Here is a 15,596-nt window from a genome sequence, read left to right on the forward strand (position 1 = left end):
GTCAATCTTCACAGAAAAATTATCATAAGATTATGCTTAAGAAAATAACTCACAATTTATTGTTCAAGGTTTTTGTCGCGATTATTTTAGGTATTCTGATTGGCTTATATACGCCTGAATCAGTCAACCGGATTGTCAACACATTTAATGCTTTTTTTGGTGAGTTTTTAGGTTTTGCAATTCCGTTAATTATTCTTGGTTTGATCATGCCAGCGATAGCAGATTTAGGCAAAGGCGCAGGTAAACTCCTGCTAATCACAGCTGCCTTAGCTTATGGTTCAACATTGTTTTCAGGGTTTTCAACATATTTTGTCGCATCTAGTATATTTCCGTCGTTTATTGAAGCTCAAAATGTTCAAGCTATAGAAGAGACGGCGCGAGAATTAACACCATATTTTTCATTGACAATTCCGCCAGTTTTAGATGTGATGTCTGCTTTGGTTCTTGCATTTGTCATTGGTTTAGGCTTGGCGCCTTTAGGAAATAGCGCGCTGAAAAAAGTAACTTCTAACTTTCAGAAAATCATCATGTTTTTAATTGAGAAAGTGATTATTCCTCTTTTACCACTTTATATCTTAAGTATCTTCTCGGCTATTGCTTTTAAAGGGCAAGTGGCTTCTGTTTTATCAGTTTTCGTCAAAATTATCGGTGTGATTTTTATCATGCACATTTTATTGATGGTGATTCAATATATCATTGCTGGGGCAATTACAAAGAAAAACCCATTTAAGGCATTGATAACAATGGCACCAGCTTACTTTACAGCTTTAGGAACGCAATCTTCAGCAGCAACAATTCCTGTGACACTTCAACAAGCTGAGAAAAATGGGGTTTCTCCTAAAGTTGCTAATTTTGTTATTCCCTTAGGCGCAACAATTCACTTGGCAGGAAGCACGATGAAAATTGTGGCTTGTGCTGTGGCTCTGATGCTGATGCAAGGCATGGATTTTAATTTCGGAATGTTTGCAGGTTTTGTGATGATGCTTGGTATTGCTATGGTTGCAGCGCCTGGTGTTCCTGGAGGAGCAATTATGGCTGCCGTGGGTATTTTACAAACGATGTTAGGTTTCGATGCAGAAGCACAAGCTTTAATGATTGCACTTTACATCGCGATGGATAGTTTTGGTACAGCCGCTAATATTACGGGTGATGGTGCAATTGCTTTAATTGTAAACAGAATTGTAAGAGATAAAAAAGAAACTTCAACTTCCTGATGATTAAACTTTACTAATATAAAATCAGAAAAGCCGTCTCAAAAATAATTTTTGAGACGACTTTTTTTTGCAATAATCTTCTGATTATTGAAGTTTATTTTGATGAGTTATCTTTCGATTTTGGGTGAACCAATTTCATTTCATTAATTAAATGTGTTGCATTTGCATATTTATCAATGATAAATAAAATATAACGTGCATCAACCATAATATTTCTTGAAATCACAGGGTCATAAAAGAAATCACTCATCGTGCCTTCCCAAACTCTGTCAAAGTTTAAACCGATCAAGTTCCCATGTGCATCAATGACTGGGCTTCCAGAGTTTCCGCCTGTTGTGTGGTTTGTTCCTATAAAGTTAATCGGCATCTTGCCATCTTTATCAGCGTATCTGCCATAATCTTTATTGGCGTGTAAATCTAAAAGTTTTTGAGGTGCATCAAATTCATAATCACCAGGAACATATTTTTCAACAACGCCTTCTAAATGTGTTACTGGCTCATAGTAAACAGCGTCTTTAGGGCTGTAACCCTTCACTTGACCGTAAGTGACGCGAAGTGTTCCGTTAGCGTCTGGGAAAATACGCGCTTCTTTCGGACTTAACTCCACAATCGCTTTCATGTATTTTTTCTGAATTGCTTCAATCTCTAAACTTTTACTTCTATAAGTTGGTAAAACTTCAGTGTAAAATTTTTCAGCTTGCTCTTTAACGAAAGTGTAACCTAAATCTTTATTTAATCTTTTAATAACTTTATTAGGATTCCCTTTCAATAAATCTTCAAGAGCTTCATAAGAAGTTAAAGCTGAACTTGAATAAATTTCTTGTGTTAAGTTAGCTTTATTTTTCTGTTTTAATTCATTTGAAATAAACTGCTCTGGCATTTCATGCGCATAATATTCAATCACTTTTTCAAAAACCTTTTCATCAACTTGCGCGCTGTAATCTTTGTAAGAAGATTTGAATCTTTTTAGTAAATTATCTTTACGATCATTAAAAGATTGTTTGCCTCTATTGTTCAGAATTTGTTCCAATTGATAAAGCTGGAAACCATTTCTAAGCAACTCAACATTTCTGACAAATGCTTCAGAAAACAAGTTATAAGCTAAATTGTAATCTTCGTATTCAGCATAGGCTTTATCAAAATCGCTTAATATTGAGCCATATTCATTCTCAAGACCTTCAGCTTTTACACGCTGCATAAATTCTTTTTCTTGGTCTTTTTTAATGTTGACAACACCAGTTTTTTTCATCCCTTGGCTCTCACCAATCCATTTTTTATAATAATTGGCAATGCTCGAATATTTAGAAGCATACTGAATTTTTATTTTTTTGTCTTTACGCATAAAAACATCTTGCTCTTTTAAAGCAACCTCTCGTAAACCGATTCGTGCAGGGTTAATTGTTTCAACCAATTGCTCGATTGCAACCGCAGGTAAGTATTCGTCAGTTGAGCCTGGGAAACCAAAAACAAGAGTGAAATCGCCTTCTTCAACACCGTCTAAACTTACTGGTAAGTAATGTTTAGGTGTGTATGGCACATTGTCTTCACTGTATTCTGCTGGCCTGTTATTTTCGTCAGCATAAATTCTAAACAAAGCAAAATCGCCAGTATGTCTTGGCCACGTCCAGTTGTCAGTATCTGAACCAAACTTACCAATTGATGAAGGTGGCGCACCAACTAAACGGATGTCTTTAAATGTTTCTACACGAAATAACATAAACTGATTTCCGCCATAAAAAGTACTTACACGGTTAGTTTGCCATTCTTCTTTAGGAGAATTTTCAACAACGTTTTGTTTGTTTCTTTCAATGATTTGTTGGCGTTCTTCTTCTGAAGAAGCAGATTCAGTATCTTTTAAAACTTGCTCAGTCACATCAGTGATTTCTACAATAAAAGTGACTGTCATTCCTGGATTAGCCAATTCATGCGATTTGCTTTTAGCCCAAAATCCATCGGCTAAATAATCGTTTTCTACAGAAGAATGCGATTGAATTTGACCATAACCACAGTGATGGTTTGTCAATAAAAGACCTTGCGGTGAGATCACTTCAGAAGTACATCCACCATTAAAATGAGGGACAGCATCTTTAAGACTGCTTTGGTTGACGCTGTAAATGTCTTCAGCCGACATTTTCATGCCAAGGTTTTGCATTTCATTTTCGTTCATTCCTTCAAGTAGAGAGGGAATCCACATTCCGCCTTGCTGTGCAAAAAGCGGTAAGGCGAATAAAAAGACAAATAATCGAATTAATTTCATCATAAGTTTATAAATATTTTATGTCATAATAGGCAAAAAGCCATCAAGCCGCAAAATAATAAATTTTGAGGTGACTTTTTAATTTCTTGTTTGAATTTGCGGACGATTCTAAGACGCTTTCGTGATTAAAAATTTTGTTCACATGCTATTTGATGTAAAGAAATGGCTTTGCCTATTTTATTTTTAACGCTAAAATTAATGACTATTGTTAAAGCTTAGGAATTCAAATAAGAATCCTTTAGAAATAGGCTTAAAATGTTATTTTTGTTAGCAATCCAATTCAAGTAAATCAGAAATTAACTTCTTAATAATGTAAGTTTTCTTGCTTAATTGAAGATCAAAATGAATCATTGACCTTAAAGAATTGAAAAATTCTTGGTAAGTAAAAAAATATAAAATGAGTGAAGAAAAAAAATCTCCATCAATATGGGAATTTAAATTGCCTAAAATGGGTGAAAGTATCACTGAAGGAACAATTATCAATTGGTTAGTCAGCGAAGGTGATGAGGTTGAAAAAGATCAAATTATTCTTGAAGTTGCCACTGATAAAGTTGACTCTGAAGTGCCGTCACCGGTTCGAGGAACGATAAAAAATATTCTAGCAGAAGCCGATTCAATTGTCAAAGTTGGTGAAGTTATCGCTAAAATTGAAGCTTCTGAAGATCAATCAGACCAACCGAAAGAGGTTTCTACAAAAAAAACTAAGGCAGAATCAAAAAAATCTAAACCGACGGAAAAGAAAACAATTTCAAATTCGGCTTCAACTTCAACTTCTCAAAGTTATACACTTCATAAAAATCAAAACACCTACATTTCGCCCTTAATTCAGAATATTGCGATTGATTATCATATCAGTTATGAAGAATTGGCACGGATTCCTGCAACAGGACATGACGGACGTTTACGCAAAAGCGATGTGTTTAAATATATAGAAGAAGGTCGACCAGCGCAGTTTGCACAACCTCAAACTGAAACAAACGGTTTCCAGGTGCCCGACTTGAAACTTGACAAGGGCAAAGGCAAAATTATCGAAATGGATCGTATGCGACAAATGATCGCCGATCACATGGTGTATTCAAAACACACTTCGCCTCACGTCACTGCTTATGTTGAAGCAGATTTGACAGATATGGTGAATTGGCGAAATGCCAACAAAAAAGCTTTTCAAGAAAAATACGGAGAGAAATTGACTTTTACACCATTATTCGTTGAAGCAGTCGCAAAGGCTGTTAAAGATTTCCCGATGATTAACGTCAGTGTTGATGGTAAAAACATCATTAAAAAGGAAGAGATTAATATTGGTATGGCAACGGCCTTACCTAGTGGAAACCTCATTGTGCCAGTTGTGAAAAATGCCGATCAAAAGGATTTAAAAACGATTGCAAAAGAAGTGAATGCTTTAGCTGAAAAGGCAAGAGAAAATAAACTTAAGCATGATGAAACAAGCGGAAGCACATTCACAATTTCAAATGTGGGAACTTTCGGAAGCTTGATGGGAACACCAATTATCAATCAGCCTGAAGTTGCCATTTTAGCAACAGGAATTATCAAAAAACGCGCTGAAGTGATGGAATATGAAGAAGGCGATAAAATTGAAATCAGAAGCATGATGTATCTCTCATTATCTTTCGATCATCGTGTGGTTGATGGTTTCCTCGGCGGAAGTTTTCTAAGAAGTGTAGCAGATTACTTTGAAGATTTTAATCGATCTAATTATTAATTATAAAAAATAAAATCACGCAAAGTCCGCAAAGTATAAAACGCAAAGTTTACAATCAAAAACGCATCAAGAATGCAAAAAAAATAATTTTGACAGAAAACGAACTTTCATATAAAATTATAGGAGCTGCTTTAAATATGCATAAAAGCATAGGTCCTGGCCTGCTAGAATCAGTTTACGAAAATGCGTTGTGTTATGATTTACGTGAGCTTGGTTTGAAAGTTGAACAACAAACTCCAATGCCCTTTATATATAAAGAAGTTAAAATGAATGTTGGTTATCGTCTAGATTTGCTAGTAGAAAATAAAGTCATTATCGAAATAAAATCTTTAGAAAATTTGGCTCCTGTTCACTTTGCTCAAACCTTGACTTATCTAAAATTATCAAATATGAAATTAACTTTAATACAAAATTGTTAAAAAGCGGAATTCACCGTATTGTTAACAATCTATAAAGTTGATTTTGCGAACTTAGCGAAAGCCTTAGCGGTTTTTGCGTGAAAAATATAGAAGATAAAGAAAAATGAAAATAGATAAAAAAATACTTAAAAGAGCTTTTTCAAATCTCTGTACGGCGAAAGCTTTAACAGATTTATACGAAGAGAATTTTAAAACAGTTTCAAAATATGTTCACGCAACCTCTCGTGGCCATGAAGTTATTCAGATTGCTGTAGGAATGCAGCTTTTACCGCAAGATTATGTCTTTCCTTATTATAGAGACGATTCAATTTTACTTTCTATCGGCATGCAACCTAAAGACTTAATGCTACAAGTTTTAGCCAAAAAAGATGATCCTTTTTCAGGCGGACGAACTTATTATTCTCATCCAAGTGTAAAAGATGCTGATAAACCAAAAGTTCCTCACCAAAGTTCAGCAACAGGTATGCAAGCCATTCCTGCAACTGGTGTCGCTCTAGGAATGCATTACAGAGAAGGCGGCGACCTTTTTAAGGATGACGAAAAATATGCCTTTTTTAAAGATATGGGACATGAGGAAGATTTGATTAATGGCAAATCACCTGTCGTCGTCTGTTCTTTAGGAGATGCGAGTGTGACGGAAGGTGAGGTGGCAGAAGCATTCCAAATGGCAGTTCTCAAAAAGTTACCTATTTTATACGTTGTTCAGGATAATGGCTGGGATATTTCTGCCAATGAAGCTGAAACAAGAGCACAAAGTGCTGCAGAATATGCCAAAGGATTTAAAGGCTTAGAGGCGATTTCTATAGACGGAACTGATTTTGAAGAAAGTTATCAAACAGTACAAGATGCCATCAAAACAATTAGGGACGAACGCCGACCAATGTTGATTCATGCGAAAGTACCATTATTAAACCACCACACATCTGGTGTGCGTATGGAATTTTATCGCGACGATTTGGAAGAAGCCAGAACGCGTGACCCTTATCCGAAAATGAAAAAATTACTTTCTGAAAATGATTTTTCTGAGGATGAAATTGAAGCGATTGAAGCTTTGGCTCGCGTTAAAGTGAAAGAACATTTTGATGAAGCCTTAAAAGCTGAAGACCCTAAGCCTGAAGATTTATTTACGAATGATTTTGCACCGACGCCAATTACTGAAGAAAAAGGTGAGCGTTCGCCAGAAGGCGCTGAAAAAGTAGTGATGGTTGATTGTGCACTTTTTGGCATTGAAGAACTCATGAAAAAGCATAAAGAATGCTTGCTTTATGGCCAAGATGTTGGTGGCAGATTGGGCGGTGTTTTTAGAGAAGCAGCAACTTTAGCACAAAAGTTTGGCGATAATCGTGTGTTTAATACGCCAATTCAAGAAGCTTTCATTATCGGCTCAACAGTCGGAATGTCAGCAGTTGGCTTAAAACCTATTGTTGAGGTTCAGTTTGCAGATTACATTTGGCCTGGCCTCAATCAATTGTTTACAGAAGTGAGCAGAAGCTGTTATTTATCTAATGGAAAATGGCCGGTTTCTATGGTGTTACGTGTGCCAATTGGTGCTTATGGCAGCGGCGGTCCTTATCATTCATCTTCGGTTGAAAGTGTGGTGAGCAACATACGCGGCATCAAAATCGCATATCCAAGTAATGGCGCTGATTTAAAAGGTTTGATGAAAGCGGCTTATTATGACCCGAATCCAGTTGTGATTTTTGAGCACAAAGGTTTGTATTGGAGTAAAGTGCCAGGAACAAAGGGCGCCACTTCGGTAGAGCCGAGTGAAGATTATGTTTTGCCTTTCGGGAAAGCTTGGGTTTTACAAGAAATTTGGAAGCAAGAAGATAAAGAAACATTAAGCATTATCACTTATGGAATGGGCGTGCATTGGGCAATGAATGCTTCAGAAGAATTAGGAATGCAAGACCAAATTGAAGTTGTTGATTTGAGAACTCTACATCCCTTAGATGAAGAAACGATTATGAAATCTGTCAAGAAATGCGGAAAATGTTTAGTTGTCACTGAAGAGCCTTCTGATAATACTTTTGCAAGAGCTTTATCTGGAAAAATTCAAGAAGAATGCTTTAAATATCTTGATGCGCCAGTGATGACAATTGGTTCTGAAAATATGCCTGCCATTCCGTTAAATTCAACTTTAGAGCAAAGCATGATTCCTTCTACAGAAAAAGTGAAAAAGAAAATTGAAGTGATGTTAGATTATTAGTTTAAAACAAAATAAGAATGATATATTTTCCGAAATTTAAGACTGTAAAATCCACTTTAATACTTGTATTTTTTAGCTTAATGATGATTTCTTGTCAAAATGGGAAGACTCAAAATTCTGAAAGAAAGGAAAAAGAACCTTCTAAGACTACAGAGAAAACAAAAATAAAAGGTTTGAAAGCTGAGAATGATGAATTAGGCGAAAGAATAAAAGCATATTTAGAATCTGACTTTTTAAATGATGCAGATTTACGTGCGATTGACAAAGAAGATAAGCAATTTCAAATCCATGAAATCGATTTAAATAGGGATGGTGAGAATGAAATTTTTGTCAATTTTAAAACACCTTATTTTTGTGGAACAGGCGGATGCCAATTGTTGTTATTAACTTCTGATTTAAAACTTGTCACAAAATTTACTGTAACACGTACACCATTTTATGTGAGTCATAAAATGAAAAATGGATGGTCAGTTTTGGAAGTTTATTCTGAAGGAAACTTAAAAGAATTGGTTTATAACAATAATTCTTATCCGTCAAACCCATCATTACTCGAAAATTCTCAAGATGGTAAGCCAAGTGATAAATCAAAGATTCTGTTTCAAAACAATGCTGAAAAATATAAAAACTATCGGTTTTAAATACATTTGCTATTATGAAAGCAATTTATCAAGAAAAGCAAGTGATATGGTTGATCGTCATACCATTTTCCATATTCTTGTTTTTCTTGATTCCTAAGTTGATTTTAATAGTTAAAAGTGTTTTAAATTATTAAAAATTTGTAGTTTTAAATACAAACATTATAGATGATTCGCCAGTTTATTTTTATTCTCTTATTAAATTTAACTTTTTTTTCAAAGGCGATAGCTCAAGATTCGACAGATCTTTTAATGGACAGTCTAGTTAAAGCTCTAACATATCACGAGAAGACAGATATAAGCTTGACGATTGCATCTTTATTGAAAGATGATGATTGGGATCGAACATTATATTATATAGAGGTCGCTAAAAATAATGCGATTAAGTCTGGCTCAGATAAAATTGTTGCTAATTATAACCACGAAGCTGGAAATCTTTTTTTTGGTAAGGACGCTTTAGATATTGCTTTAGAGTATTATTTAAAAGCTTACGATTATTATAAGAAGAATGCACCTAGCAAGTCTAGCGTAGAATTAGAACAAAATATAGCCATTACTTATGGTAGGATAAATGAGTTAGAAAAAGCTCGTTTCTATTTTAAAAAATTGCATACGTATGCTAAAAAAGAAAAAGATACAATTCTTATAGCTAAATTGTTAAATAACTTGGGTAGCAGCTATTTGGATTCACAAATAGACTCTTCTAATTATTATTTTCAGAAAGCAAAAAAAATACTAGATAAAGTCCCGAAAGAGATGCATCTTAAGGCCTACCTTAATGCTAATATGGGAAGAGCTTACTTTTTTAAGGATAGTTTAGGGGAAGCTGAAAAGCACTTTCTGCTGTCAGCTAGTTATATAGAGAAAGATACGGGCGCATCTGCGCGATCTTTAGGATGGATTTATAATACTATTTCTACTTATTACGAAAAAACTAATCAGCTAGATACAGCCATTGCTTACGCCAAAAAAGCAAATCTAGCATTAATAGAAAAAGAGTTTAGCTTTGAAAATCAAGCCGCATTACAAACGCTCTATAAATCCTACTTACAGAAAGAAGATTATAAAAATTCTGCGTATTATTTTCAAGAGTATGAGAGCGTAAGAGATAGTCTCGATTTAGAAAAAAAAACAGCTAACCTCGAAAAAATTAAAGTAGAACAAAAATATAAAGCCAAAGAAGAAATACGTAAATTACAAGATAGTAAAAGAAAGTTTAGAAATTACGTTTTGGTTTTGAGTTTATTAGCCATATTGTTACTATTAAGTATGTTGGTAGTTAGATTTCGCAATAAATTGAAAAGCACGAAGTTAGAAAAGCAATTGGCGCTTTCGAAACAACGAGAGTTAGACTCCAATCTTCAGCTTAAAAACAAAGAACTTATAGGAAAAGCGATGATAGAAATACATCGTACCGAAATTATTGAAGAAATACTGTTAGATTTAAAGAAAGTAAAACGTAGAGTCGTTAAAAAGGAAACCCAACAAGCAATAGATTTTATTGCTAAACGCTTAAAACGAGATGGCAATAGTAATATTTGGGAAGAATTTGAAATGCGTTTTGAACGAGTACACGAGTCTTTTTATGAAAATCTGTCTATTAAACATCCTGAATTAACTGCTGGCGATAAACGCTTATGTGCATTACTAAAATTAAATCTCACCTCTAAAGAAATAGCACAAATTACGGGCAAAACTCCTAAGTCGGTAGAAAATGCACGAACGCGCTTAAGAAAAAAGTTAGCTATAACTCATTCTAATACAGATTTATCATTTTACTTATCTAATTTAAATAGATAATATTTCTATTTTATTATAAAAACACTTTAACTAAACTTCTGATTTTCATGATCTTATATAATTATGAGTGCTGCTGTTGTGATGGGTTTTACGGCATGAGTGATTTTGGTAGGGCAAATTTTTCTTTCTACTTTAAAGCATAATCTATATTTGAATCGGTTTTGAACTACAAAACAAATTTTAAATTATAATGATAAATAAAGAAGACAAATTGACTGAGCTATTAGCAAATAGTAAAGAAAAAAAAAATGCTTTAAAGAAACTTATCAAAGCCTTGAATGAAAACACTAAACCGAAATCAAACTAAAATTAATTAATATGAAACTTATGAAATCAATTATTACTTGTTTTACATTTTTAACGGTATTTATTACGCAAGCGCAATGGACAACCGATATAGCAGAAAATACACTAGTTGCACAATCTGAAGCATTAGATATGCAAGCCAAAGGTACTTCCGATGGAATGACCTATGTTGTATTTTGGAAAGATGTGGAAGCTCCCGTCAATATAGAATTACGAATGCAAGTTTTGGATGCAAATGGCAATCAAATGCTTGGTTCAGATGGAGTTTTGGTAAGCGACCAGATACCAATGAATACATACACTGTAATATGGAATATAGTTGTTGATAATGATGATAATTTATATATAGGTGTTACTGGAACTGGTCAAGATGCAGGTGAGCCAGCGTATGCTTTCAAAATGGATACTGAAGGAAATCATTTGTGGGGTTCGAATGGTCTTAACGTTGGTAATGGAAATGTGGTTACTGTCTTACCTCTTTCTAGTGGAAATGTAATTGTAAGCTGGATAGCTTCTACTGGTGCGGTAATGCAAAAATATGATAGTACTGGAGGAGCAGTTTGGCCATCTACCAAACCTATAGAATCAGGAGCTGAGTTTACATCTCCTGCTAATTTCTTTGAACTTTCAAATGGTGATTATGTTGCGGTTTTTCATACCTTGGTTTTTGGTGAAAATTCAAACCTTTGGGCACAGCGTTATGACATTGACGGTAATCCAATGTGGACAAAAGCTACTCAATTATCTGACAGAGCAACGGTGTATAACCGTTCTTATACAGGAGTACAAGATGGCGATGTAATTTATATGGGGTATTTTGCATCTGTTGCTATACGTTTTGATTCTTACGTTCAACGCATAAATCCAGATGGAACGATTCCTTGGGGCATCAATGGAGCAGATTTTGATGTAGAAGAAACCGACTATGAGCTAGATACACAAATAGCATTTGAGCCTGGTTCACAGTACGTTTGGGCTATATCTACTTTTTCTAATGAGGCCGAAGATCAATATGGAGAATATGTTCAGAAATTTGATAAAGAAACAGGCACAAGACAATTTACTGATAATGCAAAAGTTGTGTTTCCAATCGGCTCTGATAAAGTGCACGCTGGCGGTCTTCAATTAAAGAACGGTAGCCCGCTTTTTCTTAACGAGGAAGGAGAGGATAATGGGGGAGCAACTCCAACCACTTTAAATTCAGTGCATCTTGATGAAAATGGAGATTTTGCTTGGACAGAAGAGACTATCTCTGTTGCTGCTTTTTCAGCAAATAAAAGAAGGGTTCAATACACTATTCCAGTAAATAACCAGAGCGTAGCTGTGTTTGTTGAAGATAAAGGAGACGGATCTAAAGTATATGCACAAAATGTTATGAATGAAACATTGGATACTAAAGATTTTGATCAGGCCGTGTTTACTTATAAGAATCCTGTGCAAAATGAAATTACTCTCAACAGTACAACAAATATTAAGGGAGTTAGTATATACAACATGTTGGGAAAACAAGTGTTCAATAAGTCATTTCCTGGGAACAAGACGATTAAAATAGATGTGCAAAGTTGGAGAAATGGTATTTATATCATGAAGATTAAAACAGAAAATAAAATATCTAAAAGTATAAAGCTGATTAAGAAATAATCTTTTTAAAATTTATTACTTATTAAAAGCTATCTTAATTAAGATAGCTTTTTTAGTAATTTATCTAGGTATTGCTGTTAAAAATATTGACCCTGATAGTTTTACGGAAGTGAAGTTGCCTTGGTATTATGGTTTAGGTTGGAAATATGATTTAAAAGGTCACGAGTTCTTCAGTGCAAAACCTGGCTTAGCTTTGAGTTTCAGATTAAATGACAGCCCCAAACAATACAGATTGGTCGCAAAAAACAATCAAGCTTTGAAGGAAGCGATCATTAAGGCATCAGCAAATTTAAAAAGTTAGTTTACTTTATTTCGGTTAACATCTCTTCTTTTAAATTGTAAGAATGATCATCGTATGCATAGTTATTGATCTAAGCGTACACCAATTAAGGCTAGCAAAGATATGATGAGTATAATGATTTGTTGATTTCTTTTCATTCGATATGATGTTTTATTTTAAGACTCAGTAAGACCCTCAATTTGCTCATCTGTCATTTCCCAACTTTCTTGCAAGTCACAGTTGACGAGATAATATTTGACTTTTAAATTTTCTTCTTTTGCCTTCTCAATTAAATCTATCCAAGCAAATGCTTTGATTTTATTGATTCTACCAGCATATTTTGACCAAGTGATAAAAACATAAACTTCTTGATCTCTATTAATTTGAAGAGGCTTTCCATTGGTATGCTTTAAAAGTGAATTCAACTTATTTAATGTTAAGGAAGAATTAGTTTCTTTATTGTTAATGCTTTTGAGGTCACTTAGAAAGCTATCAACGTCAGCATTACAACTTTCGGCAGACTCTTTATAAGGGACAAATTCTCCATTTGAGTTAAAAAACATCGCATCTGGTATAGCTAGCAAGTCTGTATTTGATGCGATAGCAAAACTCATAAGATCTTTGAAAATAATTGTATTTGTTGTGTCAATCCCTTTTTTAACTAAATACTTTTGCGTGCTAGCAATGCTTTCTATTTTTGGATTTTTAACGCCATAAAGCGTTTTAGTTACAGATTTACAGCTTGCTAAAAATGCGACAAAGCTGATTAAAATAAGTGTTTTTTTCATGAGTCGTTAATAAATATTTGTATTATCAAATTAATACTAATTTAAGTTAATATCAAAACATATTATTATTAATATTTTATTTTAATATGTAAAAATTTATTCTTCAAAATTGTTGTAAATCAAAAAAACATTTAATATTGAAATAGAATTCGCTGAGTCAATTGAAACTTTTCTATTTTTAAGCTTTGTTTAAGCACGGATGAATAAAGTTTTAGAAACATACAGAAAAAGTCGTTTTAGGCAGTTTGTAAGAAAACATCAAAAATATGCACCGCTTTTATTTTTCATTGGCGGATTTATTTTCGATTCCCTGACGCTCAGACGCATTGATCGTATGTACGATTTGGTTGTTTTGTGCTTGCACATGACTTCGCTAACAGTCGTTTTGTATCTCTATAATTTAGCTGATGATGGGAAGTGGAGAAACACTTTTTTAGAGCGATTTCAGCTTTATTTTCCATTAGCCATTCAGTTCTTTTTTGGTGCGCTTTCCAGTGCTTTTGTTATTTATTTTTCTAGAAGTGTTTCCTTATCCAAAACCATATTTTTCTTTGTTATTCTTGTTGGTTTATTGATTGCCAATGAGTTTTTAAGAAAGCGAATCTCAAATAAATATCTTCAGTTTAGTGTTTATTTTTTTGTCAGTTTTACCTTTTTTACATTTATAATTCCTGTGTTTGTCAAGATGATGAATACTGGTGTTTTTATTTTTTCTGGTTTAGTGAGTTTGATTTTGACCCTCTTACTTTTAATGACAATTTATTATCGGAGTCCGAGTACAAGAGCAGAGGTGAAGCTTAAGAAAATTCTGAGTTTTATTTTTGGTATTTATCTGATGATTAATATTTTTTATTTCTTCAATTTAATTCCGCCTGTTCCACTATCTCTTGAAGATGGAATGGCAGCACATCATGTTGAAAAAGTTAGTCAAGAATATACCGTCACTTATGAAACTGATGATTGGTACGTGTTTTGGCGAGATCATCGATTGAAATTTATAACATCACCAGGCGAAAAAGTTTATGTTTTTACTTCTATTTTTGCACCGACAGAAATCGAAAAAAAGATTTTTCATCGGTGGAAATGGTTTAATAAGGAAACTGATGAATGGGAATTGATAGAAGATATTGGCTACAACATCACTGGAGGTAGAGGTGAAGGTTTTCGTGGTTATACTTATAAACAAAACATGAAAGAAGGCCTCTGGGAGGTTGAAGTTATTACTGAGGAAGAATTGATTTTAGGGGTGATTGAATTTGATGTCATCTTTGATAATTCACTTCAGCCTAAAGGCTTAATTCAAAAAACATTTTAATTTAACCAATCTTTACTTAAATTTAAAAAGAATACTTTATTAAAGTGTTCCTTAATGTTATATATTGTGAAATCACACTAAAGCTATAAGTTGATGGATCAAAACTTCTGGATACATCTTAAAGATGATTTTATAGAATTATTATTACATATAGGCCCACGCGTTATTTATGCAATTATCGCTTTTATGATAGGGATGTTTGCAATCAAGATATTGATGCGTTCTCTTAAAAAATTGCTCAATAAATCTAAAACAGAATTATCATTACAAACTTTTATAGAAAGCCTCTCTGTTTTTATTCTCTGGGGAGTCTTAATTTTTATAATTGGTTCCATCATTGGTATAAAAGCATCATCTTTTTTCGCAATCTTTGGAGCCGCAGGTATTGCTATAGGTCTTGCATTACAAGGGAGTTTGTCAAATTTTGCCGGAGGTGTTTTAATTCTGGTATTTAAACCTTTTAAAGTTGGTGATTTAATTGAAGTGAATGGTGTTTTGGGCTTTGTGCAACAAATTGATATTCTCTACACACGTGTCAAAACTTACGATGGTCGTATCGTCACCATGCCAAATGGTAATCTTTCTAACAGCGATGTTGATAACAGAAGTATGAATCCTTATCGACGTGTTGAACTTGACTTGAAGTTTCATTACAGTGAAGATATGGGTCGCATTCGTGAAATTTTATTGAGAACTTTAAACAAACATCCCGATATATTGAAAGATCCAGAACCTGATGCTTGGCTTGATAAAATAGGCGAATATCAATTAGTGATTACAGCGCGTTGCTGGACAAAATCAGAAATATTTTGGGATGTGTATTGGGATCAACTTGAGGCTGTTAAAAAAGCTTTAGATGATGAAGGTATTGAAATTCCTATTCCAAAACAAAAAATTGAAGCCAACCAATTTCAAGCTGAAATTATCCCTCAAGAAAATCAGAAGGAATGAGACATAAACAATTCTAAAAAACAAAACCGCAGAATTGAATTTTTCAAAGCTGCGGTTTTTT

The 15,596-nt window shown here is 33.9% G+C and carries 11 protein-coding genes; 9 read left to right on the forward strand and 2 right to left on the reverse strand.

Annotated features, from left to right (window positions below):
* Positions 1-32: 32 nt before the first annotated feature.
* A complete protein-coding gene (locus tag CAP47_RS07595) occupies positions 33-1,214 on the forward strand; it encodes a dicarboxylate/amino acid:cation symporter (protein ID WP_100776073.1) in 1,182 nt (393 codons plus the stop codon).
* 94 nt (positions 1,215-1,308) lie between these two features.
* Here CAP47_RS07595 and CAP47_RS07600 read toward each other — a convergent pair whose 3' ends face one another.
* The gene (locus CAP47_RS07600) at positions 1,309-3,471 is read right to left on the reverse strand and encodes a S46 family peptidase (RefSeq protein ID WP_100776116.1); all 2,163 of its coding nucleotides are present in this window, start codon (positions 3,469-3,471) and stop codon (positions 1,309-1,311) included.
* 397 nt (positions 3,472-3,868) lie between these two features.
* On the opposite strand from CAP47_RS07600, the gene CAP47_RS07605 reads away from it, so the two are divergent.
* From CAP47_RS07605 to CAP47_RS07630, 6 genes are all read left to right on the forward strand, one after another.
* On the forward strand, positions 3,869-5,191 hold the full coding sequence (locus CAP47_RS07605) for a dihydrolipoamide acetyltransferase family protein (RefSeq protein WP_100776074.1): 1,323 nt from the start codon (positions 3,869-3,871) through the stop codon (positions 5,189-5,191).
* Between the two features lie 89 nt (positions 5,192-5,280).
* A complete protein-coding gene (locus tag CAP47_RS07610; RefSeq protein WP_238140999.1) occupies positions 5,281-5,610 on the forward strand; it encodes a GxxExxY protein in 330 nt (109 codons plus the stop codon).
* A gap of 103 nt (positions 5,611-5,713) precedes the next feature.
* On the forward strand, positions 5,714-7,819 hold the full coding sequence (locus tag CAP47_RS07615) for a thiamine pyrophosphate-dependent enzyme (protein ID WP_100776075.1): 2,106 nt from the start codon (positions 5,714-5,716) through the stop codon (positions 7,817-7,819).
* A gap of 17 nt (positions 7,820-7,836) precedes the next feature.
* The gene (locus CAP47_RS07620; protein ID WP_153043506.1) at positions 7,837-8,457 is read left to right on the forward strand and encodes a hypothetical protein; all 621 of its coding nucleotides are present in this window, start codon (positions 7,837-7,839) and stop codon (positions 8,455-8,457) included.
* Between the two features lie 165 nt (positions 8,458-8,622).
* Complete coding sequence (locus CAP47_RS07625) at positions 8,623-10,254, forward strand: helix-turn-helix transcriptional regulator (RefSeq protein WP_100776077.1); 1,632 nt, start codon at positions 8,623-8,625, stop codon at positions 10,252-10,254.
* 327 nt (positions 10,255-10,581) lie between these two features.
* Complete coding sequence (locus CAP47_RS07630; protein ID WP_192869968.1) at positions 10,582-12,201, forward strand: T9SS type A sorting domain-containing protein; 1,620 nt, start codon at positions 10,582-10,584, stop codon at positions 12,199-12,201.
* A 456-nt stretch (positions 12,202-12,657) separates the two neighbouring features.
* Here the strand turns inward: CAP47_RS07630 and CAP47_RS07640 are convergent, their stop codons facing one another.
* Entirely contained in the window at positions 12,658-13,269 is a 612-nt protein-coding gene (locus CAP47_RS07640) for a hypothetical protein (RefSeq protein WP_100776080.1), read from the reverse strand.
* Between the two features lie 199 nt (positions 13,270-13,468).
* On the opposite strand from CAP47_RS07640, the gene CAP47_RS07645 reads away from it, so the two are divergent.
* Positions 13,469-14,584 carry a DUF2914 domain-containing protein gene (locus CAP47_RS07645; RefSeq protein ID WP_100776081.1) on the forward strand — a complete coding sequence of 372 codons (1,116 nt, stop codon included), beginning with the start codon at positions 13,469-13,471 and terminating at the stop codon, positions 14,582-14,584.
* Positions 14,585-14,677: 93 nt separating this feature from the next.
* The gene (locus CAP47_RS07650; RefSeq protein ID WP_100776082.1) at positions 14,678-15,535 is read left to right on the forward strand and encodes a mechanosensitive ion channel family protein; all 858 of its coding nucleotides are present in this window, start codon (positions 14,678-14,680) and stop codon (positions 15,533-15,535) included.
* The last annotated feature ends 61 nt before the right edge of the window (positions 15,536-15,596 follow it).

The organism is Psychroflexus sp. S27 (assembly GCF_002810405.1).
Classification (GTDB): domain Bacteria; phylum Bacteroidota; class Bacteroidia; order Flavobacteriales; family Flavobacteriaceae; genus Psychroflexus; species Psychroflexus halocasei_A.

Bases quoted from the DNA above. Each gene is read 5' to 3' on its own strand.
- CAP47_RS07640 (WP_100776080.1), bottom strand. From the start codon at position 13,269: ATGAAAAAAACACTTATTTTAATCAGCTTTGTCGCATTTTTAGCAAGC.
- CAP47_RS07600 (WP_100776116.1), bottom strand. From the start codon at position 3,471: ATGAAATTAATTCGATTATTTGTCTTTTTATTCGCCTTACCGCTTTTT.
- CAP47_RS07620 (WP_153043506.1), top strand. From the start codon at position 7,837: ATGATATATTTTCCGAAATTTAAGACTGTAAAATCCACTTTAATACTT.
- CAP47_RS07595 (WP_100776073.1), top strand. From the start codon at position 33: ATGCTTAAGAAAATAACTCACAATTTATTGTTCAAGGTTTTTGTCGCG.
- CAP47_RS07615 (WP_100776075.1), top strand. From the start codon at position 5,714: ATGAAAATAGATAAAAAAATACTTAAAAGAGCTTTTTCAAATCTCTGT.
- CAP47_RS07630 (WP_192869968.1), top strand. From the start codon at position 10,582: ATGAAATCAATTATTACTTGTTTTACATTTTTAACGGTATTTATTACG.
- CAP47_RS07605 (WP_100776074.1), top strand. From the start codon at position 3,869: ATGAGTGAAGAAAAAAAATCTCCATCAATATGGGAATTTAAATTGCCT.
- CAP47_RS07650 (WP_100776082.1), top strand. From the start codon at position 14,678: ATGGATCAAAACTTCTGGATACATCTTAAAGATGATTTTATAGAATTA.
- CAP47_RS07645 (WP_100776081.1), top strand. From the start codon at position 13,469: ATGAATAAAGTTTTAGAAACATACAGAAAAAGTCGTTTTAGGCAGTTT.
- CAP47_RS07625 (WP_100776077.1), top strand. From the start codon at position 8,623: ATGATTCGCCAGTTTATTTTTATTCTCTTATTAAATTTAACTTTTTTT.